This is a genomic window from Gammaproteobacteria bacterium, from assembly GCA_013001575.1.
Classification (GTDB): domain Bacteria; phylum Pseudomonadota; class Gammaproteobacteria; order Steroidobacterales; family JABDMI01; genus JABDMI01.
This window is the reverse complement of record JABDMI010000059.1, coordinates 1-24,098: the sequence shown is the minus strand read 5'-3', so window position 1 is coordinate 24,098 and position 24,098 is coordinate 1. Positions and strand designations below refer to the sequence as shown.

23 protein-coding genes are annotated in these 24,098 nt (G+C 49.1%); 13 read left to right on the top strand and 10 right to left on the bottom strand.

What is annotated here, in order from left to right; translation table 11 throughout:
* Window positions 1–264 precede the first annotated feature (264 nt).
* Together HKN88_05490 and HKN88_05485 are read left to right on the top strand one after the other, a co-directional pair.
* Window positions 265–1,041, top strand: a complete 777-nt coding sequence (locus HKN88_05490) for a hypothetical protein (GenBank protein NNC97507.1) — start codon at window positions 265–267, stop codon at window positions 1,039–1,041.
* Between the two features lie 209 nt (window positions 1,042–1,250).
* Window positions 1,251–1,742, top strand: coding sequence for a transcription elongation factor GreB (locus HKN88_05485; protein NNC97506.1), 492 nt, complete (start codon window positions 1,251–1,253; stop codon window positions 1,740–1,742).
* Between the two features lies 1 nt (window position 1,743).
* Here HKN88_05485 and HKN88_05480 read toward each other — a convergent pair whose 3' ends face one another.
* The 4 genes from HKN88_05480 to HKN88_05465 all read right to left on the bottom strand — a co-directional run bounded on the left by HKN88_05480 (window position 1,744) and on the right by HKN88_05465 (window position 4,753).
* Window positions 1,744–2,196, bottom strand: coding sequence for a hypothetical protein (locus HKN88_05480; protein ID NNC97505.1), 453 nt, complete (start codon window positions 2,194–2,196; stop codon window positions 1,744–1,746).
* A 192-nt stretch (window positions 2,197–2,388) separates the two neighbouring features.
* Window positions 2,389–4,053, bottom strand: a complete 1,665-nt coding sequence (gene groL / locus HKN88_05475) for a chaperonin GroEL (GenBank protein ID NNC97504.1) — start codon at window positions 4,051–4,053, stop codon at window positions 2,389–2,391.
* 83 nt (window positions 4,054–4,136) lie between these two features.
* Entirely contained in the window at window positions 4,137–4,424 is a 288-nt protein-coding gene (gene groES, locus HKN88_05470) for a co-chaperone GroES (protein NNC97503.1), read from the bottom strand.
* A gap of 209 nt (window positions 4,425–4,633) precedes the next feature.
* Window positions 4,634–4,753, bottom strand: a complete 120-nt coding sequence (locus HKN88_05465; GenBank protein NNC97502.1) for a palindromic element RPE4 domain-containing protein — start codon at window positions 4,751–4,753, stop codon at window positions 4,634–4,636.
* Window positions 4,754–5,140: 387 nt separating this feature from the next.
* Between HKN88_05465 and dsbD the strand changes: the two genes are divergently transcribed.
* From dsbD to purD, 10 genes are all read left to right on the top strand, one after another.
* On the top strand, window positions 5,141–7,486 hold the full coding sequence (gene dsbD / locus HKN88_05460; protein NNC97501.1) for a protein-disulfide reductase DsbD: 2,346 nt from the start codon (window positions 5,141–5,143) through the stop codon (window positions 7,484–7,486).
* A gap of 55 nt (window positions 7,487–7,541) precedes the next feature.
* Window positions 7,542–8,153, top strand: coding sequence for a TlpA family protein disulfide reductase (locus tag HKN88_05455; GenBank protein ID NNC97500.1), 612 nt, complete (start codon window positions 7,542–7,544; stop codon window positions 8,151–8,153).
* A 158-nt stretch (window positions 8,154–8,311) separates the two neighbouring features.
* Window positions 8,312–8,770 (top strand): type II 3-dehydroquinate dehydratase, encoded by a 459-nt coding sequence (gene aroQ, locus HKN88_05450; GenBank protein NNC97499.1) that lies wholly within the window; start codon window positions 8,312–8,314, stop codon window positions 8,768–8,770.
* 40 nt (window positions 8,771–8,810) lie between these two features.
* Window positions 8,811–9,266 (top strand): acetyl-CoA carboxylase biotin carboxyl carrier protein, encoded by a 456-nt coding sequence (locus tag HKN88_05445; protein ID NNC97498.1) that lies wholly within the window; start codon window positions 8,811–8,813, stop codon window positions 9,264–9,266.
* 112 nt (window positions 9,267–9,378) lie between these two features.
* Window positions 9,379–10,749 (top strand): acetyl-CoA carboxylase biotin carboxylase subunit, encoded by a 1,371-nt coding sequence (gene accC / locus HKN88_05440; protein NNC97497.1) that lies wholly within the window; start codon window positions 9,379–9,381, stop codon window positions 10,747–10,749.
* Between the two features lie 38 nt (window positions 10,750–10,787).
* Entirely contained in the window at window positions 10,788–12,800 is a 2,013-nt protein-coding gene (gene prmA, locus HKN88_05435) for a 50S ribosomal protein L11 methyltransferase (GenBank protein NNC97496.1), read from the top strand.
* An 80-nt stretch (window positions 12,801–12,880) separates the two neighbouring features.
* Window positions 12,881–13,915 (top strand): tRNA dihydrouridine synthase DusB, encoded by a 1,035-nt coding sequence (gene dusB / locus HKN88_05430; GenBank protein ID NNC97495.1) that lies wholly within the window; start codon window positions 12,881–12,883, stop codon window positions 13,913–13,915.
* Window positions 13,916–14,077: 162 nt separating this feature from the next.
* Window positions 14,078–14,398 (top strand): DNA-binding transcriptional regulator Fis, encoded by a 321-nt coding sequence (gene fis / locus HKN88_05425; GenBank protein ID NNC97494.1) that lies wholly within the window; start codon window positions 14,078–14,080, stop codon window positions 14,396–14,398.
* Window positions 14,399–14,528: 130 nt separating this feature from the next.
* Window positions 14,529–16,094, top strand: a complete 1,566-nt coding sequence (gene purH, locus HKN88_05420) for a bifunctional phosphoribosylaminoimidazolecarboxamide formyltransferase/IMP cyclohydrolase (protein NNC97493.1) — start codon at window positions 14,529–14,531, stop codon at window positions 16,092–16,094.
* 32 nt (window positions 16,095–16,126) lie between these two features.
* Window positions 16,127–17,425 carry a phosphoribosylamine--glycine ligase gene (gene purD, locus HKN88_05415; GenBank protein ID NNC97492.1) on the top strand — a complete coding sequence of 433 codons (1,299 nt, stop codon included), beginning with the start codon at window positions 16,127–16,129 and terminating at the stop codon, window positions 17,423–17,425.
* Between the two features lie 21 nt (window positions 17,426–17,446).
* Here the strand turns inward: purD and HKN88_05410 are convergent, their stop codons facing one another.
* From HKN88_05410 to trxA, 5 genes are all read right to left on the bottom strand, one after another.
* Window positions 17,447–18,232 carry a sulfite exporter TauE/SafE family protein gene (locus HKN88_05410; GenBank protein ID NNC97491.1) on the bottom strand — a complete coding sequence of 262 codons (786 nt, stop codon included), beginning with the start codon at window positions 18,230–18,232 and terminating at the stop codon, window positions 17,447–17,449.
* A gap of 25 nt (window positions 18,233–18,257) precedes the next feature.
* Window positions 18,258–18,665, bottom strand: a complete 408-nt coding sequence (locus HKN88_05405; GenBank protein ID NNC97490.1) for a hypothetical protein — start codon at window positions 18,663–18,665, stop codon at window positions 18,258–18,260.
* Window positions 18,666–18,732: 67 nt separating this feature from the next.
* Window positions 18,733–19,326 carry a hypothetical protein gene (locus HKN88_05400; GenBank protein ID NNC97489.1) on the bottom strand — a complete coding sequence of 198 codons (594 nt, stop codon included), beginning with the start codon at window positions 19,324–19,326 and terminating at the stop codon, window positions 18,733–18,735.
* A 111-nt stretch (window positions 19,327–19,437) separates the two neighbouring features.
* The gene (gene rho / locus HKN88_05395) at window positions 19,438–20,694 is read right to left on the bottom strand and encodes a transcription termination factor Rho (GenBank protein ID NNC97488.1); all 1,257 of its coding nucleotides are present in this window, start codon (window positions 20,692–20,694) and stop codon (window positions 19,438–19,440) included.
* 203 nt (window positions 20,695–20,897) lie between these two features.
* On the bottom strand, window positions 20,898–21,224 hold the full coding sequence (gene trxA, locus HKN88_05390; protein ID NNC97487.1) for a thioredoxin TrxA: 327 nt from the start codon (window positions 21,222–21,224) through the stop codon (window positions 20,898–20,900).
* Between the two features lie 500 nt (window positions 21,225–21,724).
* On the opposite strand from trxA, the gene HKN88_05385 reads away from it, so the two are divergent.
* Window positions 21,725–23,368, top strand: coding sequence for a DEAD/DEAH box helicase (locus HKN88_05385; GenBank protein NNC97486.1), 1,644 nt, complete (start codon window positions 21,725–21,727; stop codon window positions 23,366–23,368).
* A 33-nt stretch (window positions 23,369–23,401) separates the two neighbouring features.
* On the opposite strand, the gene yrfG is transcribed toward HKN88_05385, so the two are convergent.
* On the bottom strand, window positions 23,402–24,098 hold a 697-nt coding region (gene yrfG / locus HKN88_05380), incomplete at its 5' end, for a GMP/IMP nucleotidase (protein ID NNC97485.1).

The following is a 24,098-nucleotide window of genomic DNA, read 5'->3' as shown; positions in this document are numbered from 1 at the left end:
GGTTCTAACTTCGTTGCACCACAGCATGTACCGCTATTGTGACGCTTGCATCTTGCTGATTTTTAACAATAATCCCTGGTTTTCTCGTGGATGTGTAGTGAGCAAGATACACGTCATTACCTGGTTTTACCCGATTGTAAAAATTTCATTGTAAGTGAGCTGATGAAGGCGCAGGCTTACTCGGCTAAAGAGCGTATTCAACAAGATTACACAATAACCAAATAACACATTGCAACGAAAATGTTGCTGCACGGAGTTGGGAACATGAAAAAAAATTCTTTTACACAAGCTTTTATTTTATTTATCACCGTATTGGCATTCAGTTTTGTGCATGCCGAAGAGGCAATGCCACCACCGGATCAGAATGTAGCCGAGGCTTGGTATGTAACACCCAAAGCCGGTATGGCCAGTGAGTTTGAGCAAGCCTTCAAAGACCATATGAAATTTCGTAGCAGCAAGAACGATCCCCGACATTGGGATACTTATACCCCGTATGTAGGCGACAAAATGGGTTTCTATGTAGTGCGTACCTGTTGTGTGAAATGGGCCGATCTGGACACCTATATGCAATGGCAAAATGAGGCCGGCACCCAAAAACACTGGAACGAGAATGTCGACCCATTTGTAGCGAGTTATTCACACGCTTTCTTCAAAATGGATTTTGAAAATTCCAATTGGGGTCCCGGGGTGGAATACAACTTTGTGGGCGTAACCCAGTTCAAGCCTAAGCGTGGCTCGGGTGAAACCATTAATGCTTTGATCAAGGAAATGAGTATGCATGCCAAAGAAGGGGGCTGGCCGCGTAACTGGTCCTGGTCCTGGAAGATCGGAGGCAAAGGTGGCTTATCCCTGGTCACGCCAATGAAAGGCATGGCAAACATGAAGCAGGACCCGCCCTTTGGCAAATTCCTGGCTGAAAAAATGAAATCGGAGAAAAAAGCCAAAGCCTTGTTGGACAATTTCAATGCACAATTTGAGTATTCAAAATACATGATCGCTTATCATCGCAAGGATATGTCGATGAAAATGAAAGCCAAATAAGATTTTTCAGCAAATAAAAACTGGCCAGGGTATTCCTGGCCTTTTTATTTCCCGAAATACAAGTAATAAATCAGGATAAAGCATGAGTCATTTTATTTTTAGCATTCCCGCAAGCGCGATATTCCCTTATCATGCAATCCAGTATTCAAATCAGAATTCAAATCAGAATTCAAATCAGAATTCCAATCAGGATTCAAACAAGGTTTCAAATGGGACGTTACCGACCGCCACAAGCAATGCCATCGGCTTATATCACGCCGGAAGGCTTTGCTGCATTGGAAAAAGAAGCCAAAGAGATCTGGATACGCCGGCGTGATGTGGTTAAGGCCTTGTCCGAGGCGGCCGCTGAAGGTGACCGTTCGGAAAATGCCGAATACATTTATCGCAAAAAAGAACTCCGCGGACTCGATCGGCGAATTCGCTATTTGCAAAAACGCATGCCGGACCTGACCGTGGTCGAAGCGCGCGACGATACCAGTAAGATCTTTTTTGGTGCCTGGGTGGATTTGGAGAATGAAGCTGGCGAGACCGTCACTTATCGCATTGTTGGTGCCGACGAGATCAATCCGAAGCTCGGTTACATCAGCCTGGATTCACCGATGTCGAAAGCGCTACTCGGTAAACAACTGGACGACGAGATCAGTTTAGAGATACAGGAGAAACAGCTGGTGTACTGGGTGGCCGGAATACGCTACAAATAGATTATTCTTTTGGCGTGAACAACATCGTTACCTGATCAGGTAATAACAGGTCATGCACAAGATCACCCTTTTGTCGCGTCCAGATGGCCCGGGCATTTTTGAGCTGGTCGCCATCCACAATTCCAGACCACGCCACTGTTTCATTATTCTCAATTACGGCCGTCGCGGCAAAAGCCATACCGCCTTCCACTGCAAGCGTCTCATAGGGGGCGGTGTCTTTGCTACCTTTCGCTTCCCAAACCAGCATGCCATCATCAAATGAAAGTGTGCCTTTGACACTGATCAAACCCATAATGCCTTTGGCACGAATAGACCCGTCATATGACTGTCCATCGAGTGTATGGGAAACTTGCATGGGTTTGTCCGGGTCAGACGAGACCAATAGCGGCTCACTATTACCGGAGTGCTGATTACCAGTGGAACACGCCGAGAGCATGGCCAGAGAAACAAGCATGGGAAATAATTTTCTCATGACTCGATAATAGCCTGAAATACTATAATTTCAAGGCACAAAACCGGAGTTTCATATTGTGATACTGTGAGCTGCATTTATCGTAACTTTTCAATTACTAAAAAAAAGCCCCTCGAATTTCATCGAGAGGCTTTTGCATGAATCGGATGATTCAGAATAAACGGGATGTAAAACTTACATCATGCCGCCCATTCCTCCCATGCCACCCATGCCGCCCATGCCACCCATATCTGGCATTCCACCACCGGCATCACTATCATCTTTAGGTGCTTCAGCAACCATTGCTTCGGTGGTTAACAACAAACCGGAAACCGAGGCTGCATTTTGCAGAGCAGAACGAGTTACTTTGGTTGGATCCAAAATACCCATCTCCAGCATGTCACCATATTCGCCAGTAGCGGCGTTATAACCATAAGAACCTTTACCGGCAACAACGTCATTTAAAACAACAGACGCGTCACTACCCGCATTACTTACGATCTGACGTAATGGCTCTTCGATAGAACGACGCAGAATTGAAATACCAACGTCTTGATCAGCGTTATCGCCTTTCAACGATGTTAAGGCTTTCAAAGTACGGATCAAGGCAACACCACCACCAGGAACCACACCTTCTTCAACCGCTGCACGCGTGGCATGCAAAGCGTCTTCAACACGGGCTTTTTTCTCTTTCATTTCAATTTCAGTAGAAGCACCGACTTTAATTACGGCAACACCACCAGCGAGTTTCGCAACACGCTCCTGAAGTTTTTCTTTGTCGTAATCTGAAGTAGCCACTTCAATTTGAGAACGAATTTGATCAACACGATCTTTAATTCCGGCTGTATCACCCGCACCATCAATTACCGTGGTGTTGTCTTTGGTGATCTGTACTTTCTTGGCCGAACCCAGCTCTTCCAATGTGGTTTTCTCTAAGGACAAACCGACTTCTTCAGAAACTACCGTACCACCCGTGAGGATTGCGATGTCTTGCAACATGGCTTTACGACGATCACCAAAGCCCGGCGCTTTAACCGCAGCCACTTTCACGATACCGCGAATGTTGTTGACCACCAGAGTAGCCAAGGCTTCGCCATCGATGTCTTCGGCGATGATGAGTAATGGACGACCAGACTTAGCCACGGCTTCCAGTACCGGGAGTAATTCACGGATGTTGGAGATTTTCTTGTCGTGCAACAAGATCATCGGATTCTCTAACTCAGCACTCATGCTTTGCTGGTTGTTAATGAAGTAAGGCGAGAGGTAACCACGATCAAACTGCATACCTTCAACGGTTTCCAGTTCGTTATCCAGACCAGAACCTTCTTCAACCGTAATAACACCTTCTTTACCCACTTTTTGCATGGCTTCGGCAATAATGCCACCGATCTTCTCATCGGAGTTTGCCGAGATAGTACCAACCTGGGCAATGGCTTTATCGTCTTCACAAGGCTGGGATAATTTTTTCAATTCTTCCACTGAAGCGATCACCGCTTTATCAATACCACGTTTGAGATCCATCGGGTTCATACCCGCAGCAACCGACTTCAAGCCTTCACGCAAAATTGCCTGAGCCAGAACCGTTGCCGTGGTGGTACCATCACCTGCCGTATCGGAGGTTTGCGACGCCACTTCTTTAACCATTTGAGCGCCCATGTTTTCAAAACGATCGGCAAGCTCGATCTCTTTAGCAACCGACACACCGTCTTTTGTGACAGTTGGCGCACCAAAACTTTTTTCTAATACAACATTGCGACCCTTGGGACCCAATGTAACTTTTACCGCATTGGCGAGAACATTCACGCCACGGACCATACGCGAACGCGCATCATCACCAAATTTGACTTCTTTTGCAGCCATGTTGAAATTCCTCTAATTAACTTTAAATTTTGAATCTTCTAAATGGGTTCCTGCCTGCGCAGGAATGACATTTGAAATGTCACTTAACCCAGGACCGCCAATACGTCTTCTTCACGCATGACCAGATATTCTTCATTATTGAGTTTGACCTCGGTACCGCTGTACTTGCCAAACAATACGGTGTCGCCCACTTTGAGTTCCAAAGCACGAACGCTGCCGTCTTCCAGAATCTTGCCATTGCCGACTGCGGTCACTTTGCCGCGGGAAGGTTTTTCAGTTGCCGAATCCGGAATAATGATGCCACCTGCGGAGGTTGCTTCTTCTTCCAGACGCTTGACGATCACGCGATCATGTAGCGGACGAATATTCATTGATATAACTCCTTGAATTATATGTAGTTTATTTAAATTACGGGGTAACTGGTGAGAGACCACTTTTAGCACTCTCTCGTGATGACTGCTAATGTTAGGTCGGGATGCTCAAAAGTCAAGGTCTCACCAAAAAAATAACTCCTTTTCAGTCCAGCCAGGCTGAAGTCAACCCCATAGGTCGAAATAAAGTCGCCACAATTCCTGCAAGGCTAAAGTCGATCAAAGTTGTCATACCGCGGTTTAACAGCGGTATCTGAATCGAAATTAGTGTGGATGGATCCCGCGGTCAAGCCGCGGGATGACAGGGTTGAGGGGTGTGATGACGGCATTCTCAAAATATGCTGTCTTTCCTGCGAAGGCAGGAATCCATAAAAACCCATGGACCCCGGCCCAAAAGAAAGCCGGGGTGACGATATGAAGAAGCCGTCTTTCCTGCGAAGGCAGGAATCCATACAAGCCCATGGATCCCGGTCTGCACTGAACTTAGGCTAATAAGCAAATAAACATGAAATCTTTATACCGGTTCGAGTGTCTCTACTATATATGTACACCAATGGCTTATATTTGCATACATGTGTTTTAAATTTACTCTCCCGCGGCTTGACCGCGGGATCCAGATCAAACTTAAGATTTTCCTTTATGAATAGCGCAGTAAAGTGAAACAAACCAACAATTACCATTACAATACGCCTCTAAAACCATATAACCAGAGCATCATGCACAAAACCTTCCTCAAATCCTTACTGACTTTAAGCGCCCTACTAAGTGGTTTTATTGCCTTGCAAGCCGCTGATCCCTTACCGGTCGATCAGGCCTTTCCGCAAGAAGTGGCGGTACAAGACCAGCACATTTCGCTCAAGATCTCGATGCGGGATGACTACTATCTTTACAAGCATGCCTTTGGTTTTGACATCAACGGTGATCCGGCTGCGGTGGGTGCGGTGGATTTCCCCCCGGCAATTGAGGCGTATGACGAGTTTGTGGGTGATACCGAAATTTACGCCGAAGACCTGGAATTACTCATCCCGATTCGAAACACCCAAGCCACGGCCAGCGATTTTATTTTTACCTACAATTTCCAAGGGTGTTTGACCGATAGCATTTGTTATCCACCAACCACACGCAATGTGGTGCTGGATGCCGGTGGCGGGGTCAGTTACGTTGGCACGCCGATTCCCGAAGATGAAAAATCCGTAGCCGGCGAGATCGAAGCCGCCTTCGCCAATGCCCCGCATGGTCTGGATGCAAGTGATGCAGTCCCTGATTCAAACACCAGCGCCACACCAGGTGAGACTGGCGATCTGGTGGACCTGTTTGGTGGCGGGACCCACAGCCAGGATGAGATCCTTCCGGTCGATAAAGCTTTTCAACTGACGCTGGACGTAACTGACGACGGTTACCTGAACGCCAACTGGTTTGCCGAACCCGGTTATTACTTGTATCAAAACAAACTGACCTTTGAATCAAACAACCCCGAGGTGGTACTGGGTCAGCCGCTGTTTCCCAAGGCGAAATTAAAAGACGATGAGATCTTTGGCGAGACCCCGGTGTATTTCGGGATGGCGAATATTCGTATACCGATCATCGAGCGACCCGCGAGTGCCACGAAACTTACCTTGATCGCGAATTACCAGGGTTGTAAAGAAGACAGTATTTGTTATCCGCCGTCGGTCACCGAGGTGGAAGTCAATCTACCCGCCGGAACCGCCGCAAAGAGCGGTGAATATCAGGACACTTACACTGTAATTCCGGCCGAAGCCGAACACGAATCTTTGGCCAAGCGTTTCGCCTCCAAAAACCTGTTACTCAGTGCCCTGCTCGCCTTTGGTTTTGGTGTGCTGTTAACCTTTACCCCCTGTGTGTTGCCTATGGTGCCGATCTTGTCGGGCATCATTACCGGCGGCGATGAGAAAACCGTCAGTACCCGCAAGGCCTTTAACTTATCTGTGATCTATGTGTTGTCGATGGCCCTGGTATTTACCCTGGCCGGGATCATCACCGCCAAACTCGGACAAAACCTGACCGCAGCTTTCCAGCACCCCGCCGTGATCATTGCCTTTGCCTTGATATTTTTAGTGTTGGCCTTATCGATGTTCGGTTTATTCGAGATCCAAATGCCGGCCAGCGTACAAACCAAACTGGCTGAAATGAGCAACAAACAAGAAAGCGGGCATTATCTCAGTGCCGCGATCATGGGCTTTTTGTCCGCCCTTATCGTCGGTCCGTGTGTGACCCCGCCGCTTTCTGCCTTGCTCTTGGTGATCGCTGAATCCGGTGACGCCGTGAAAGGTGGTGTGTCTTTATTCGCTCTAGCGTTGGGCATGGGCTTTCCATTGATCATATTCGGTACCTCGATGGGTAAAGCCTTGCCGCACGCTGGCGCCTGGATGGAGCATGTGAAAAACTTCTTTGGTCTGTTGATGTTGGGACTCGCGGTGTGGATGCTCGAACGCATCTTGCCGCCATCGGCAACCTTGTTACTGTGGTCTTTACTGGCCCTGTTAAGCGCGGTGTTTGCCGGACTGTTCAAACCGCTCACCACCAGCAGCGGTTTAATACAGCAAATATTCAAAGGCTTGGGTCTGTTAGCCTTGTTGTATTCCGGACTGTTACTGGTTGGCAGTTTAACCGGCGCCAAAGATCCTTTGCGTCCGCTGAATAACATCGCACTGGGCAGTGCATCGATCGAACACCGTGAATTGCCATTCAAGCGTATAAAAAGCCAGGATGATCTGCAACGTGAGCTGAGAATGGCCGCAAGCCAGAACAAGTCGGTATTTCTGGATTTTTACGCCGACTGGTGTATTGCTTGTAAAGAAATGGAAAAATACACGTTTGAAAAAGCCTCGGTACAAAACGCCTTGGCCGGTTGGGTTTTATTACAAGCCGATGTGACCCCGAACGACGACATCGACAAAGCCTTACAGCAATCCCTGAATATTCCCGGTCCACCGGCCATGTTATTTTTTGATAACACTGGCAAGGAAATCTCGGCCATGCGTTTGTATGGCTTTAAACCCGAATCCGAATTTTTGGCGCACCTCAAACGTATGCCAAAATGATTTTAAAATTTATCCTTCTGCATTTTCAAATAATTTTAGTTTGTTGGTTCAATCCATGAAAGTAATAAAAGACATCAGCCTGATCGGTTTGTTAATGCTGGCCTCGGCATTAGCCGGTTTTGGCGTGTATAAATATGTAATACAGCCCCAGCCTGAACAGGCCGCAATGCAAGGAAATGATAAGCCCGGAGATAGCGAAAATTTAACTCTGCAAGTAGTGCCTGATGAGCCCGGGCAAAACGAGTTTGATCTGGCCAAGCTTGCCTTTAAAGACATTAAAGCCAACCCGGTTACTCTGGATACCTGGCAAGATCAAACCCTGGTAATTAATTTTTGGGCGACCTGGTGCCCGCCTTGTCGTAAAGAAATTCCGGTGTTGATCGACGCCCAGGAACAACTCAAAAATGACAATGTGCAGTTTTTGGGAATCGCCATGGATGACAGCGACGCAGTGCAAGACTATATGCAAACGGCCGGATTTAATTACCCCATCCTGATCAGTGATGTGAATGAGACCATTCGTATCGGTCAGGCTTTTGATTACGATTTTATTGCCTTGCCGTTCACTTTGTTCCTGTCAGCTGATGGCCAGATCAAAAAAGCCTACACCGGCGAACTCAATGCCGCGCAATTGTCGCACCTGATCAAGTCAGTGCAAAACCCCTAAAGCAGAAATTCCTGATGCAAACACCCCAAGATGCTGATTTGTTGCAGTGCGATGTAAAGAAACGGGAGAAATTCTGCGAAAATTACTGCAAATGGCAGTGAAAATCGTTAAACTTGCGGCCTTCTGGTTAATACGAACATTTCAATCGATTTTCGCCCATGGCAAATTTCCTACTCCTGAATGGACCCAATCTGAATCGTCTCGGCACGCGTGAGCCCGATATTTACGGCGCGGCCACTCTTGCCGAGCTGGAAACCGATATGCACCAGCGTGCGTCGGACCTGGGCCACCGTCTGGAAAGTTTTCAATCCAATGCCGAACACGAGATCATCGACAAGATCCATGCCAGTTTTCAAAACATCGACATGATCCTGTTCAATCCGGCCGCGTTTACTCACACCAGTGTGGCGATTCGTGATGCATTGGCCAGTGTGGACATTCCCTTTTACGAGATACACATATCCAATGTGCATGCGCGCGAAGCATTTCGACATCATTCGTTCTTTTCCGATATGGCGCAAGGTGTGATCTGTGGTTTTGGCCTTGCCGGTTATGGCTTTGCCCTGCATGCCGCCGATCGCTATTTAACGGAACAACAAACTCAACAACAAACATAATAAAAACCAAACTGACGACCGTTTGGTCGGGGAGTGTAATGTGGACATTCGAAAAATTAAAAAACTGATCGAGCTGTTAGAAGAATCCGATCTGGCTGAATTGGAAATTCATGAAGGGGAAGAGTCGGTACGCCTGGCACGTTACGGTTCTGCCCCACCCATGGCTGCTGCACCAGTCGCCCAGTTTGCAGCGCCTGCTACCCCTGCTCCGGCGACCGCTCCTGCTAGCGACAACCCTGCACCCGCGAGTGATACCCCGAGCGGGCATAAGGTTTTATCGCCCATGGTTGGTGTGTTCTATCGCTCGCCCTCGCCTGATGCCGCACCGTTTGTGGATGTGGGTTCTACAGTCAATGCGGGTGACACCATTTGCATTATCGAAGCCATGAAAATGATGAACCAGATCGAGGCCGACAAGTCTGGTCGGGTCAAAGCCATTTTGGCGAGTAACGGGGAAGCCGTTGAGTTTGACCAACCCTTGGTGATAATTGAATAAGTAATTTTTAAGCAGTGAATCGAATTGTGCACTCAGACCAATTAACTCGCACTAAAGACAACTCACAATAAAGTAGCCAAACACCAACACATTACTGACGGGTTAAACCACTATGCCAGTACGTTCCAAAATTGAAAAAGTCCTGATCGCAAACCGCGGCGAGATCGCTTTGCGAATCTTGCGTGCCTGCCGTGAACAAGACATCAAAACTGTGGCCGTGCATTCCACCGCCGACGCTAATCAAAAACACGTGTTGCTCGCCGACGAGTCAGTGTGCATCGGACCGGCCTCGGCCACCGACAGTTATTTGAATATGGCCGCTATTATCAGCGCCGCCGAAGTTACTGACTCGGTTGCCATTCACCCCGGCTACGGCTTTATGGCGGAAAATGCCGACTTTGCCGAAGTGGTGGAAGACAGTGGCTATATCTTTATCGGACCACGTGCAGAAACCATTCGCCTGATGGGTGACAAAGTCTCGGCTAAAAAAGCCATGCTCGAAGCCGGCGTGCCTTGTGTGCCAGGCTCCGGTGGTGCACTCGGAGACGATGCCGAAACCAACCTGAAGCTGGCCAAAGAGATCGGTTATCCGGTGATCATCAAAGCCTCGGGCGGTGGTGGTGGTCGCGGCATGCGGGTGGTGAATACCGAAGCGACTTTAACCAGCTCCATTGCCCTGACTCGCGCCGAGGCCAAAGCCGCGTTTAATAACGACGTGGTGTACATGGAAAAATATCTGGAAAACCCTCGCCATGTCGAGATACAGATCTTGGCTGACGAACATGGAAATGCCATTCATCTGGGCGAACGTGATTGTTCCATGCAGCGTCGCCATCAAAAAGTTATTGAAGAAGCTCCGGCGCCGGGCATTACCGAAGAACAACGTGCCCGGATCGGTGAGCTGTGTGTGCAGGCCTGTAAAAACATTGCCTACCGCGGCGCTGGCACATTCGAATTCCTGTACGAGAATGACGAGTTTTATTTTATCGAAATGAACACACGAATCCAGGTTGAGCACCCGGTTACCGAAATGATCACCGGTGTGGACATTGTGCAACAACAATTACGCATTGCCGCCGGACATCCGCTGGAAATTAAACAGGAAGACATCAAGATCCGTGGTCACGCGATCGAATGTCGCATTAATGCCGAAGACCCTGATACCTTTGCCCCGAGCCCAGGTAAGATCAACACCTGGCATCCGGCGGGTGGCCCCGGGGTGCGTGTGGATTCTCAAGCGTATACCGGTTATGTGGTACCGCCTTTTTACGATTCCATGATCGGCAAGGTGATCGTGCATGGTGACAATAGATTGTCTGCCATTTACAAAATGCGCATGGCACTGAGTGAAATGGTTATTGACGGCATTAAAACCAATATTCCACTACAACGTCGTTTACTCAATGACGCGGCCTTTAAGAACGGTGGCACGGATATTCACTATCTGGAAAAACGCCTTAAGCGTTTCCTGGAAACCAAATAGTTTCTGATTAAGCGCATTTAAACAATTACACTACTCGTATGGCCTGGAATTCCATCACCATCAGTTTGCAAGACTCGTCCGATGCTGCGGCTTTCGAGGATCAGCTCCTGAGCCTGGGCGCGGTCGCGGTGACCTTCACCGATGGCGGCGATGAACCGATCCTGGAACCCGAACTCGATACCCAGCCGTTATGGACAGAAACCCATCTCACGGCCTTGTTTGAGGTCGACACTGACCTGTATGTGATCAAGGCAGCGCTGGAAAACGAATTTGGACCGGAAACCTATACCGTCATCGAACAAGGTCAGGTCGAAGACAAGGTCTGGGAACGCGAATGGCTGAATCACTTTAAGCCCATGCGTTTTGGCAAGCGTTTATGGATATGTCCCGATGGACAAGAAATTCCACAGGAGCAACAAGGCAAAAAAGATGTGATCGTTGATATGGATCCCGGCGTTGCATTCGGCACCGGCACCCACGAGACTACCGCAATGTGTCTGAGCTGGCTGGATGCTGCCAAACTACGTGGCAAAACGGTGCTGGATTTTGGATGTGGCTCGGGCATCCTCGCGATCGCGGCCCTGAAACTTGGCGCCAGGCACGCCACTTGCATCGACATCGACATCCAGGCGGTTGAGGCCAGTTTACAAAATGCAGAACGCAATAATGTGGCCAAAAAGCTCTCGGCCTATTTGCCCGAAGACAGCGACTGGGATCAAAACGAACATTACGACATTATTCTGGCCAATATTCTCGCCACCCCGCTCATCGCACTGGCTCAAGACATTCGTCGCCGGGTCAAGCGTGGTGGACATATTGTCTTATCGGGTGTGCTGGGCGAACAAGAAAGCCTTGTACGTGAGGCTTATGAAAAATATTTTAATTTCGACGATACCGTCCACGACGGTGACTGGGTGTGTATAACGGCACAGTTAAAAACCCCGTCACAACAGCTGGGTGACGAAGAGCATGTAACCTATTGCCCGAATTGTGATGAAAGTTTTTATATTAATGCCGATGTCCTCGACCGTGCCGATGGTGAAGTGCGTTGCGGTGAATGCCAAACTGTTTTTTACGCCATAGATTTCATCAAACCTGACAACGATGACGAAAACAGTAATTTAAGCAATCCGATTGATACCGGAAAGATTCCTGCCGCGCACATGGTGACCGGATTGTGGATGCACACTCCGGACGGCTTGATCTCGGTTGATCAGGCGCAGGCGTCTATGGCAGAGCAACAAGACTCATCCCCACCTCAACAAGCAGACACAAGCGAATTGGAGTTGTCGGAGGCAACAGCTAAAGATCCTGTTCACGATAATGTTAACGATACTGGCACAGAAACTGGTGACCAACAGATCGAAACAGAGACTGCCAGCGACAACCACGAGCAATCCGGCGAACAAAACAGCGACTGGGAGTTGGCTGAACCCGACGCACCCGAAACCGTTGATGGCGTGAATCCCGAATTCTTGTACGCCATGGATGAGAATGTGCCCTTGAACCTGGATGATCTGGATGCCATGCAGGGAACACCCAAGCGGGCCCGTTCCCGGAGCTGGATGTTGCTCGCTGTACTGAGTGTACTGGCCTTTGCAGCTCAATACATCCATCAGCATCGTGCCCAACTCGCCCTGCACCCGAGCCTTGGACAAGCCGTGCAGAATGCCTATGCCAATCTGCCTTTTGAGCTCGAACCCGACTGGCAACTGGATGCCTATGAGGTAAATGCCAGCAGTGTGTCACTAAATCCAAGAGATCCAGACGAATTACTCGCCACTTTCAGTCTGACCAACACCGCAGGACATGCCCAGATCTTTCCACTGATCCGATTGAGCATGACCAATCGCTGGGGCGAGCGCGTTGCTTACCGCGACTTGATGCCCGAAGACTATTTACCGGAAAATGCCACAAGCTTAATGGACGCACGCGGACGGGCTGAAGTCAGTGTACGCCTCAAAGACCCCGGTGACGCTGCATTGGATTACAACGTTGAAGTGTGTTTGCCTAAACAAGGCGTGATTCGTTGCCAGGAAAAAATTTACTAAATCCATTTTAGTTAAAATATAAAATAACCAAAAAAATAATTGAACCTATGCCGTATCAGGTCAGCAAACCCAACCAATATATTCACCCGGTCACGATCGGACCGTATACCTTTGCCAATAATCTGGCCTTGGCCCCAATGGCCGGAGTGACCGATCGTCCGTTTAGAATGTTGTGCCGAAAATACGGTGCCGGAATGGCCGCGTCGGAAATGCTGACCTCGGATGTGCGTTTGTGGCACACCCGAAAATCCAGACTGCGCATGGATCACAGTGGTGAACCGGCCCCGCGCATTGTGCAAATTGCCGGTGGAGACGCCGAGATGATGGCAACCGCGGCGCAGATGAATGTCGAGCATGGCGCTCAGATCATCGACATAAATATGGGTTGCCCGGCGAAAAAAGTGTGTAACAAGGCCGCAGGCTCGGCGCTGATGCAAAATGAGGCCCTGGTTGCGCAAATTCTACACGCAACTGTTCAAGCAGTAGACGTTCCGGTGACTTTAAAAATTCGCACCGGCTGGAATCGTGCCAATAAAAATGCCTTGAATATTGCAAAAATCGCCGAGGACAGTGGCATCCAGTCTCTCGCCATTCACGGCCGTACGCGCGCCGACAAATATCAGGGCGAGGCCGAGTACGAGACGATTCGTGCCATTAAACAACAACTTAGCATTCCGGTGTTTGCCAACGGGGATGTGGATAATCCGGTAAAAGCTTTGCAGGTTCTGCACCTCACCGGGGCAGACGGTTTAATGATCGGGCGCGCGGCCCAGGGCAAGCCCTGGGTGTTCAATGAGATCGCGCATTACCTCGAAAATAAAACAATATTAAGACCACTGGCAATTCAGAAACAGCGTGCTATTATGTGCGGCCATTTGAGTGATCTGCACAGATTTTATGGAGACCAGCAAGGCGTACGCATTGCGCGCAAACACCTCGGCTGGTACTGTAAAGGCGCATCCGGACTGGCCGAAAATATTCAGCCGCTTTTGGAGAACTGGCGTAAACAGATCGTTCGGGCTGACTGTATCAAGTCTCAACTGAACCTGGTACAGAACATGTTTGATGCACTTGAGGAAACTCTGGGTACATCAAACAATGAGCTTGCCGCTTAAGTAATACTGATAACAATAAATACTTAAGACAATCTCGTTCAGTTGATCTACACATGAAATCAGTTTGGCGTTTGGATTAAACGTCACCCACCGATTTTTTGTTTTGTTTTTTGTTATTAGCCATTTTGTTCATCAACCACAATTACTAAAGTTACTAATACAATGAATCCATCAAATACAGCAACAAATAATGTACATAACCTGACTCTGGTAAAAAACAAGCCTTCACAAGCCGAACAATTACTCAGTCAAAACAAACCTCTTCGCACTTGCGCAGACGAAGCCTTACAAGAATACTTTTCTAATCTTAACGGCACCAAACCTTCCGGTATTTACAACATGGTTTTGCAAGAAATTGAAATTCCTCTGCTAAAACAAATTCTGAAATACACCGGTGGTAACCAAAGCCGTGCAGCAATTCTTTTGGGCATCAACCGCGGTACTTTGCGTAAGAAACTGAAAACCTACGGAATGCTTGACTAATCCCGGCGCCTAACCGTACTCACAAACGCTCCGCACCTGCAGACCAGGACGGAGCGTTTTTTATTTATAAAACAATAAGTTATAATAAGTGCCCTAAAAGCACAGTTACACCAAATACACAGGAATTACTATGTCGATTGTTAAAACTGCCTTGCTCTCAGTTTCCGATAAAACCGGACTCGTGGACTTTGCCCGTGGACTGGCGGCTCTTGGAGTTCACATATTATCAACCGGAGGAACCGCGCGGCATTTAAGTGAAAATGGTATAGAGGTCACTGAAGTATCGGATTACACAGGATTCCCCGAGATCATGAATGGCCGGGTAAAAACCCTGCACCCGAAAATTCATGCTGGCATTCTGGCACGCCGTGGTATTGATGATGAAGTGCTCAAGCAACACAAGATAGATGCCATTGATCTGCTGGTTGTCAATTTATACCCCTTTCAGGAAGTAACAGCCAAGCCCGATACCACCATGGATGTGGCTATTGAAAATATTGATATCGGCGGACCTACGATGTTGCGGGCTGCTGCCAAGAACCACGCATTCGTAGGAGTCGTGGTTGATCCCAAAGATTATTCCAGTGTCCTTCAGGAACTGAAGATAAGTCAGGCGCAATTATCCAACACCACACTGTATCGCCTGGCCTGCAAAACCTTTGCTCACACGGCGTATTACGATGCAACCATCAGTAATTATCTGAATCGTCGCGATGAACACGGAACCCTGGATATTTTCCCGGAACAGACCACCCATCAGTACACCAAGATCATGGACTTGCGTTATGGTGAAAACCCGCATCAACGCGCAGCTTTCTACCGCGCGGAAGACGATCGTGGTGCCAATATTGCAACCGCAAACATGTTACAAGGACGCCCTTTGTCGTATAACAATATTGCCGATGCCGACACCGCACTGGATACCGTCAAAAGTTTTCTTGATCCTGCCTGTGTGATCGTCAAACACGCCAATCCCTGTGGTGTAGCGATCGCCGATGACCTTAGCAGCGCCTATGAACAGGCTTTCGCTTGTGACAGCACGTCGGCCTTTGGTGGAATTATTGCTATCAACCGGCCACTAACCGGTCAGCTAGCACGCAGTATTATTAGCAAACAATTTGTGGAAGTGGTGATTGCCCCTGAAGTTGAACCGGATGCATTGGTGGTTTTTTCCGCCAAAAAGAACGTACGTATTCTGGAAACCGGCGAATGGGTGAATGAATTAAAAACCGGCCATGTAGGCAAACGCGTACACGGCGGTTTACTCCTGCAAGACTGGGATCAACACTCGGCATCACCGGACGACCTCAAGACCGTGACCAAACGCGAACCGACTGCCGACGAATTCCGTGACCTGTATTTCGCCTGGACCGTGGCCAAATTCGTTAAATCGAATGCCATTGTGTACGCCAAGAATAATCAAACCGTCGGGATTGGTGCCGGTCAAATGAGTCGCGTGGATTCCGCTCGCATTGCCATTCTCAAAGCCCAGGACGCCAAACTCGAGATAGCCGGTTCATCCATGGCCTCGGATGCATTCTTCCCTTTCCGTGACAGTATTGATAACGCCGCCAAAGCCGGTGTTAGCGCGATCATTCAACCGGGTGGTTCGATCCGTGATGAAGAGGTGATTGCGGCTGCGAATGAACACGGCATGGCGATGGTCTTCACCGGCATCCGTCACTTTCGCCACTAGGCAATTTTGTCACTATCGTCACAGAGACAGTTATGAAAATACTGGTAATCGGTTCAGGTGGACGCGAACACGCCCTCGCCTGGAAACTCAAACAGTCCCCGCGCACCGACATTGTGTATGTCGCCCCGGGTAATGCGGGTACGGCGCTGGAAGACGGGGTGGAAAATGTCGAAATTGCCGCGGATGATATTCAGGCTTTGTGTGACTTCGCCAAACAAAACACCATCGATCTCACCGTGGTCGGTCCCGAAGTGCCATTGGTATTGGGCATTACAGATCTGTTCAACGCCAATGGCTTACGCTGTTTCGGCCCGAACCAAGCGGCGGCTCAACTTGAAGGTTCCAAGAGTTTTACCAAAGATTTTTTACACCGTCACAATATTCCAACCGCCGACTATCAAAGTTTTACCCAAGTAGATGAAGCCCTGGCTTATGTAGAACAAATGGGCGCACCGATTGTGATCAAGGCCGATGGTCTGGCTGCGGGTAAAGGCGTGATCGTGGCCATGACCCTGGACGAAGCTAAACAAGCCGTGCGTTCGATGCTTGGCGAACAGGCTTTTGGTGAAGCCAGTCATAAAATTGTGATTGAAGAATTTCTGCATGGCGAGGAAGTCAGTTTTATAGTCATGGGTGATGGTCATACCATCCTGCCCATGGCCAGTTCGCAAGATCACAAAGCCCGCGACAATGCTGATCGAGGTCCAAACACCGGCGGCATGGGTGCGGTGTCGCCGGCACCGCGTATGGATGACGAATTGCATGCGCGAATCTTGGATGAGATCATTCGCCCGACCCTGCAGGGACTGGAACAAGACGGCATTGTGTACATCGGATTTCTATACGCCGGATTGATGGTGAGTCCGGATGGTTCCCCCAAAGTCATCGAATTCAATTGTCGCTTTGGAGATCCGGAAACCCAACCGATCCTGTATCGCCTCAACAGTGATCTGGCCGATCTGTGCGACGCGGCCCTGGATGGTAATTTACATCTTAAGACCGCCAACTGGGACAGTCAGGTTGCGATCGGTGTGGTCATGGCCTCGGGCGGTTACCCCTTGAGTTACGCCAAAGGCCATCAGATAAACGGCCTTGAGTATGTATCCGCCGATTGCAAGGTTTTTCACGCCGGCACCCAACAAGAGGGCGACAAGATCGTCACCAATGGCGGACGTGTTCTGTGCGTGGTTGCCAAAGGCACCAGCGCCACTGAAGCTCAACAAAAGGCCTATCAAGGCGTTAAACAGATCAGCTGGAATAAGGTCTATTACCGTGACGACATCGGGTATCGCGCAATTGCCAGAGAACAAAACCCAATCGCCAATTCCTGACACTGAATAGACAAAATTCGGTCAGGCGATACCCGCAACCAGGGCAGCTCCAACCAGCAGCAATAAACTTCCGACCAGTAAACGAATGCTGTGCATGGTAACTTTGTGCAGCATCTTTTTACCCAGAACCGCACCTGCAAACGCACTCACACTGGCCACCGCAACCAGGTTCCAGGGAATCTCCACACTGGTGTTCTTGAGCAAAACAAATGCCCAACCGTAGATCAGCAGACGCGCGGCATCCACCATTACTGCCAACACCGCCTGGGTGGCCACAAATTCACTACTGCTTAAGCCCAGTGGCGTCAAAAAGGCCGCACGCAAGGCGCCCTGGTGCCCGGAAAGTCCACCAAAAAACCCCGACATGGCACCGCCCAAGGACAAATATCGGGAGGAGACGCGCATTTTCTGCAAACGTGGCACCAGTTCAAACAAGGCAAATGCCAGGATCAGACTGCCAAGCACGATCTTGATACTGCTGACCTCGGCCTCGCGGCCCAGAAATTCCCATTGATACAACACACCAGCGCCGGAAAATCGGGTTAACGCATAGGCGCCAACAAAGGCCATGACCACAGCCGGCAAGCCAAAACGCATAAGCACTTTTTTATTCGCCGCACGCCCGAGCAAGAACAGTTTGAACAAATTATTCGCGGCGTGCACCAGCGCGGTGGTCGCGACCGCGGCTTCAACCGGCATGAACCACACAAAGGCCGGTAACAACAAAGTGCCCAGGCCAAAGCCGGAAAATAAAGTTAACAGGGAAACGGCGAAAGCGAATCCACCGAGCAGGATCAGTTCAAACATTTAGTGGCCAAACATTTAGTGGCAGTTATTCATTGCTGTCATCCGAATCGGGTGATTGTTGTGCTTGCAAGGCTTTTTGTTTGGCCTCCCAACCCAGACCAGGAAATACGAGCACCAGCAAGTGCAAAATTATTCCTATCAAAGGTGTTGTGAGCAAAATAAACAAACTCAAAATAATGTAGGGAATTTTACTGGCTTCAAAGAATTCCTCTTGCATATCTTTCAAATACGCTCGCTTGCAATGACCTGGCCCTTCCAGCGGATAAAACGCAAAATCGATAATTTTTTCCAGCATTTTCCAGCAAATTCGCCCCATTGTTGCGTGCTCGGAAAAAAATCCCACGCGTGCGGATACAGTATTATCGGGATGCCCGCCAGCCAGGGCATTGCCCAACTGATCAATGGCAATTAAAACATTCTGAATGTATCGCATGAACTAAAGGCTGGTCTGACTTTACAAATTTAAAGACTGTATTCGAGAGCTCGTCGAGAACACGATATTACTGTTCGGTCTTTTTATACAGGCCATCAAATACCGTGTTCCAGCTGGCTTGGGCATCGCTGGAGACTTCCCAATGCTGACGCACACTGCCATCGGCGTTTGGTGTCCAGGTAATACGGTTGGTGATGTTATTGCCCTTGCGATCTTTGCCGGAACCGCTCAGTACCATGCTGCCATCCACCAGACCACCATCGCCATACAATGGCCCGCCGGCAAAGTCGATCCAGGTCTGATGCCAGACGCCGCGACTAGTGTCGTAAAAATTCAGGCTGTCGCCTCGATAACCGCTGGCACCCGTCCAGCTTTCGTACAAAGCGCAGCCATTTAATATCGGCTGGATGGAATTCTTGCCAGCGTATTTACCGTCCGGTGTGGTTACGGTCCATTCCCCGATCCAGAAGTCGAATTGACGATAGTGTGAGGTTGTGCAGGGTTGCGGCATTGGTTTTTTATTTGTGTTACTTGCCGGGGTTTGCGCCGTTTCACTTAGGTCACCAGCTGGCGTGATAGATTGCTTATCGGCTTCTGGAATTACCGTATTTGCACAAGCAATTAAACAGCAAAGTGGAAACAACAATACTAACTTTTTCATAACGGATCCTCTGGAGTCAACTAGAATAAAGCAAAAATAAAACGTAAATAAAAAACGCCCGGTAAGCCTAGCTTACAGAGCGTTCTATTCGCAAGTGTTTTTTTAGTTGAATCAGCGTTTCATGGAATCAAAGAAACTTGCGTTGGTTTTAGTGTCTTTCATTTTATCGATCAGGAATTCGATCGCTGCGATCTCGTCCATGGAATGTACCAGCTTACGCAGGATCCAGACTTTTTGTAATTCATCCGGAGCCAGCAACAGATCCTCCTTACGCGTGCCGGAACGGTTGATATTGATGGCCGGATAAATGCGTTTTTCGGCGATACGACGATCCAGATGCACTTCCATATTACCGGTGCCTTTGAATTCCTCGAAGATCACGTCATCCATACGCGAGCCGGTGTCGACCAGGGCGGTTGCGATAATGGTCAGGCTGCCGCCCTCTTCAACATTACGCGCCGCACCAAAAAAGCGTTTGGGACGTTGCAAGGCATGCGCATCCACACCACCGGTGAGAACTTTGCCCGACGAAGGCACAACAGTGTTGTAAGCCCGGCCCAGACGCGTGATGGAATCGAGCAGGATAACCACGTCTTTTTTGTGTTCGACCAGTCGTTTGGCTTTTTCAATCGCCATTTCTGCCACGTGCACATGGCGTGCCGCCGGTTCATCAAAGGTGGATGACAACACTTCACCATGCACCGTACGCTGCATCTCGGTCACTTCCTCGGGACGTTCGTCGATCAGAAGTACGATTAGGGTACATTCGGGATGATTGGTATGGATGGACTGTGCAATGTTTTGCAGCAGCATGGTTTTGCCGGCTTTGGGTGGCGATACGATCAAGGCGCGTTGACCTTTACCGATCGGGGCAACCATGTCGATAACCCGTGCGGTGATGTCTTCGGTGCTGCCGTTGCCGGATTCCAGTTGCAGGCGTTTGTTCGGGAATAACGGCGTCAGGTTCTCAAACAGAACCTTGGTGCGTGCTTTTTCCGGATGTTCGAAATTGATGTCGCGTACTTTGAGTAATCCGAAATAGCGCTCGTTATCTTTTGGCGCACGGATCAAACCTGAAACCGAGTCGCCGTTACGCATGTTGAAGCGACGGATCTGGCTGGGTGACACATAAATATCATCGGGACCGGCAACGTAGGAACTGTCGGAAGAACGCAAAAAACCGAAGCCGTCTTGCAGGATCTCCAATACACCGTCACCAAAGATCATCTCGCCGTTACGTGAAACCGCTTTCAAGAACTCGAAAATAATATCTTGTTTACGCATACGCGCGGCATTTTCCACGCCAAGCTCTTCGGCCATATCAACAATTTCGGCAACCGGACGTTTTTTGAGTTCCGTCAGATTCATGCCCGATTCGCTGGCCGCGAGTTCTTCGTCGGTCAGGATCTCCAGTTCGAGATCATCGTAATTGATGTCTTTGTTGGAACGTCGCGGGCGATAATTGCTTTTGCGATTACTGCTGGAACGATTGGATTTTTTACGTGTGGACTTTTTCTTGCCACCACGCGCTTGGGTGCCGCCGCCGTTTGCGCCGCCGAGATAATTTGGTTTCACTGGTTGCTATCCAAAAATTGTGTGAGTTGGGCCTGCGAAAGTGCGCCGATGTGTGTGGCATGTACATTGCCATCACGAAACAGCAGCAGGGTCGGAATACCGCGAACGCCGTATTTACGCGCGATCGAGGGGTTTTCATCGATGTTAAGTTTTACGATACCAACTTTGCCGTCATAGTCCGGGGCAACGGCATCCAGGATGGGGGCGATCATTTTGCAGGGGCCGCACCAGGGGGCCCAAAAATCTACCAGAACCGGTACATTGCTATCGAGTACGTCTTTGCCAAAATCGGCTTCGCTTGTGTGTTTAATGAGATCACTCACCAGTGTTGTCCTCCAATAAGGTGTGAAATTTCATCCCGCAGAACGAGAAAAAAGGGTAAAAAATGAGATTAAATTGATAAATAGTGTTTGGAAAGTTGTTTAACTGTTCTAGATTATCTATAGGTTTCGGTAAAACTGTTAATTCGGGAAGCAGGTCTCTGTATACTGTCGCGGCAACAGCGCTTTGCAGACAGCGAGTTTATCGGCACAATGACGCAAATCCGATATCGGCACAGTTGATGAAAGTAAGAATATTGGGAATCAACTGACAGAAAGTTTGCTAGATGTGCCAAGTGTTAGTAAGTTGCATTTATTCACTAAACTTGATTGTTTTTGGCGTTAGTTGTTTTTGATTAATAATCTAACGCAGCATCAATGTCTATTTGACCGCTTCTGAACTGATTTTGCAAGCTTTTTTTGCGGTTTTTTTGAGTTATTCGAGTTTTTTGATAATAATTTATCCATTCCAGGTCCAAGACTGAGTATTTTGCAGGAATTTTATGAGCGACACATCACCCCCAAATCCCGAAACCCAAAGCCAAACCACCCCGGATGCCGATCTGCGTTTTGCCGATCTGGGTCTTGCGCCTGATCTGTTAAAAGGACTGGATTCGATCGGTTTTGAGAAATGCACACCAATTCAGGCCCAGACCTTGCCATCCACCTTGCAAGGAAAAGACGTAGCCGGTCAAGCGCAAACCGGAACCGGTAAAACCGCTGCGTTTTTAATTGCGACCATTCAGAAATTATTGTCCACTGAAGCCCGCCCGGAAAGAAAAGCCTGGGATCCGCGCGCCTTGATCATTGCACCAACGCGTGAACTGGCGATACAAATTCATAAAGACTTTCAAGACCTCGGAAAAAGTGTCGATCTAAAAGCGGTACTGGTCTATGGCGGCACCGGCATCGTGACTCAGCGCGAAGAATTACAAAAAGGCGTGGACATTCTGATCGGTACTCCGGGTCGTGTGATCGATTACTTCAAACAGCGGGTGTTCAGTCTAAAAACTCTGGATGTGATGGTTCTGGACGAGGCAGATCGCATGTTTGATCTGGGCTTTATTCAGGACATTCGGTATTTGTACAGCAATATGCCGCCTCCGGGTGAGCGCTTGACCCTGATGTTCTCGGCCACTTTCTCACAACGTGTGCTGGAACTGGCGTATGAGCACATGCACGATCCGAAATTCATGCGCATTAAAACCGAATCGGTAACCGCAGAAAATATTGAACAAAAGATCTATTTTCCGTCCAAGGAACAAAAAAAACCCTTACTGGTACATCATCTCAATCAACTGAATGACAACGCCCGGGTTTTGGTATTCGTAAATACCAAACACGAAGGCGAACACCTCGGGGCAACCTTGCGCGCCAACGGTTTTCATGCCCAGGTTTTTTCCGGTGATGTGAGACAAAGTCGACGCCAGTCCATGCTGGCCGATTTCCGTTCGGGCAAACTGCCGATCATGATCGCCACCGACGTGGCAGCGCGTGGTTTGCATGTTCCGGATGTAACCCACGTATTCAATTACGACCTGCCGAATAATCGCGAAGACTACGTACATCGCATCGGGCGTACAGCACGTGCCGGCGCCAGCGGGCATGCCTTGAGTTTTGGCTGTGATGAATATGTGATGGTTTTGCCCGAGATTGAAGATTACATCGGTTACAAAATTCCGGTTCAACAGGAATTACCGGAATTACCCGAGATCACCATTCCGGAAAAAGCCCGTCGCAAAGACAAACGCTCCGGCCGCGATGGGCGTGGCGGGCGCTCTGAACGGCGTGGCCAGGAAAAACGCGGCCAAGGGAGTCGTGGCCAAGGAAGTCGTGGACCTGACAAACGCAACACAGACTCTCGTTCCAGCCCTTACGCCGACCGCGATCAAGCGAGGCCCGGAAGCGACGATGACAATTGGCGCAGCGACGAGCATGATGATAACGATAAGGAACAACAGGCGGCTTTTCATGCCGAGCGTCAGGAACTACTAAGGCGAGAAAAATATCAGGCGCTGGAACACAAAATGCGCTTACGTAATCGTTTGCCACGCAAAGCGCCTGTTGAAGACAGCACTGCTAAAAAGCGTTCGCGCTTTAGCACACCGCCATTAAAAGAGCGCGATCCGGACCAGTCGGCCTTATAAGCGATCTGGACTGATCTGGTAATTTCACAGGGATCAAATTCCCAACAGATCCATCACCCCGTCAATGCGATGCACGCGTTCGGGCAATTCCTGCAGGGACGACTCGTCGGTAAACGCCGAGCCCTCGCGAGACGTATCCGGCTTGCAGATCGCTGCCACATGTTCAATACCATAATCGTGCGCGGCCTGTAGCACCCGCGGGGAATCGTCAACAAATAAACTGGTGCTTTTGTCAAAGCCCACGTGTTCTTGCAGTACATGCCAGAAGTCCTGTTCTTCCTTTGGGTAACCGAGATCGTGCGAGGTGATCACCTCATCCACCCAGTCACCCACCCCGGTTTTGGCGTGTTTGATCATGTAGGCTTTGGGGTCAGCATTGGTCACGATCAAAACCTGTTGTTCCTGTTTTTGCAAACGCTGTAAAAAGAATTCCGCCATGGGCAAAAAATCGATGTGTTGCTGGTGTGCCACTTTGAGTGCCGCCAGATCGATCTTTAAATAATCTGACCAGTAATCCAGGTTGTACCAATCCAGACTATGGCGCTTCTGCTCAAAATGCGGGGCCAGGCTTTCGATGACATCCGAGTGACTCATGTTATGGGTTTTGGCGTAGTGTTCGGGCACCAGTTTGACCCAAAACAGGTTATCAAAGGCCAGATCCAGCAAAGTGCCGTCCATGTCCAGTAATACAGTGTCGATGTTGTCCCATTCCAGCATAGTCAGGTATTCC

Coding starts and splice junctions, on each gene's coding strand:
- HKN88_05490 (NNC97507.1), top strand. CDS start 265: ATGAAAAAAAATTCTTTTACACAAGCTTTTATTTTATTTATCACCGTA.
- HKN88_05485 (NNC97506.1), top strand. CDS start 1,251: ATGGGACGTTACCGACCGCCACAAGCAATGCCATCGGCTTATATCACG.
- HKN88_05480 (NNC97505.1), bottom strand. CDS start 2,196: ATGCTTGTTTCTCTGGCCATGCTCTCGGCGTGTTCCACTGGTAATCAG.
- groL (NNC97504.1), bottom strand. CDS start 4,053: ATGGCTGCAAAAGAAGTCAAATTTGGTGATGATGCGCGTTCGCGTATG.
- groES (NNC97503.1), bottom strand. CDS start 4,424: ATGAATATTCGTCCGCTACATGATCGCGTGATCGTCAAGCGTCTGGAA.
- HKN88_05465 (NNC97502.1), bottom strand. CDS start 4,753: ATGCCGTCATCACACCCCTCAACCCTGTCATCCCGCGGCTTGACCGCG.
- dsbD (NNC97501.1), top strand. CDS start 5,141: ATGCACAAAACCTTCCTCAAATCCTTACTGACTTTAAGCGCCCTACTA.
- HKN88_05455 (NNC97500.1), top strand. CDS start 7,542: ATGAAAGTAATAAAAGACATCAGCCTGATCGGTTTGTTAATGCTGGCC.
- aroQ (NNC97499.1), top strand. CDS start 8,312: ATGGCAAATTTCCTACTCCTGAATGGACCCAATCTGAATCGTCTCGGC.
- accC (NNC97497.1), top strand. CDS start 9,379: ATGCCAGTACGTTCCAAAATTGAAAAAGTCCTGATCGCAAACCGCGGC.
- prmA (NNC97496.1), top strand. CDS start 10,788: ATGGCCTGGAATTCCATCACCATCAGTTTGCAAGACTCGTCCGATGCT.
- fis (NNC97494.1), top strand. CDS start 14,078: ATGAATCCATCAAATACAGCAACAAATAATGTACATAACCTGACTCTG.
- purH (NNC97493.1), top strand. CDS start 14,529: ATGTCGATTGTTAAAACTGCCTTGCTCTCAGTTTCCGATAAAACCGGA.
- purD (NNC97492.1), top strand. CDS start 16,127: ATGAAAATACTGGTAATCGGTTCAGGTGGACGCGAACACGCCCTCGCC.
- HKN88_05410 (NNC97491.1), bottom strand. CDS start 18,232: ATGTTTGAACTGATCCTGCTCGGTGGATTCGCTTTCGCCGTTTCCCTG.
- HKN88_05405 (NNC97490.1), bottom strand. CDS start 18,665: ATGCGATACATTCAGAATGTTTTAATTGCCATTGATCAGTTGGGCAAT.
- HKN88_05400 (NNC97489.1), bottom strand. CDS start 19,326: ATGAAAAAGTTAGTATTGTTGTTTCCACTTTGCTGTTTAATTGCTTGT.
- rho (NNC97488.1), bottom strand. CDS start 20,694: ATGAATCTGACGGAACTCAAAAAACGTCCGGTTGCCGAAATTGTTGAT.
- HKN88_05385 (NNC97486.1), top strand. CDS start 21,725: ATGAGCGACACATCACCCCCAAATCCCGAAACCCAAAGCCAAACCACC.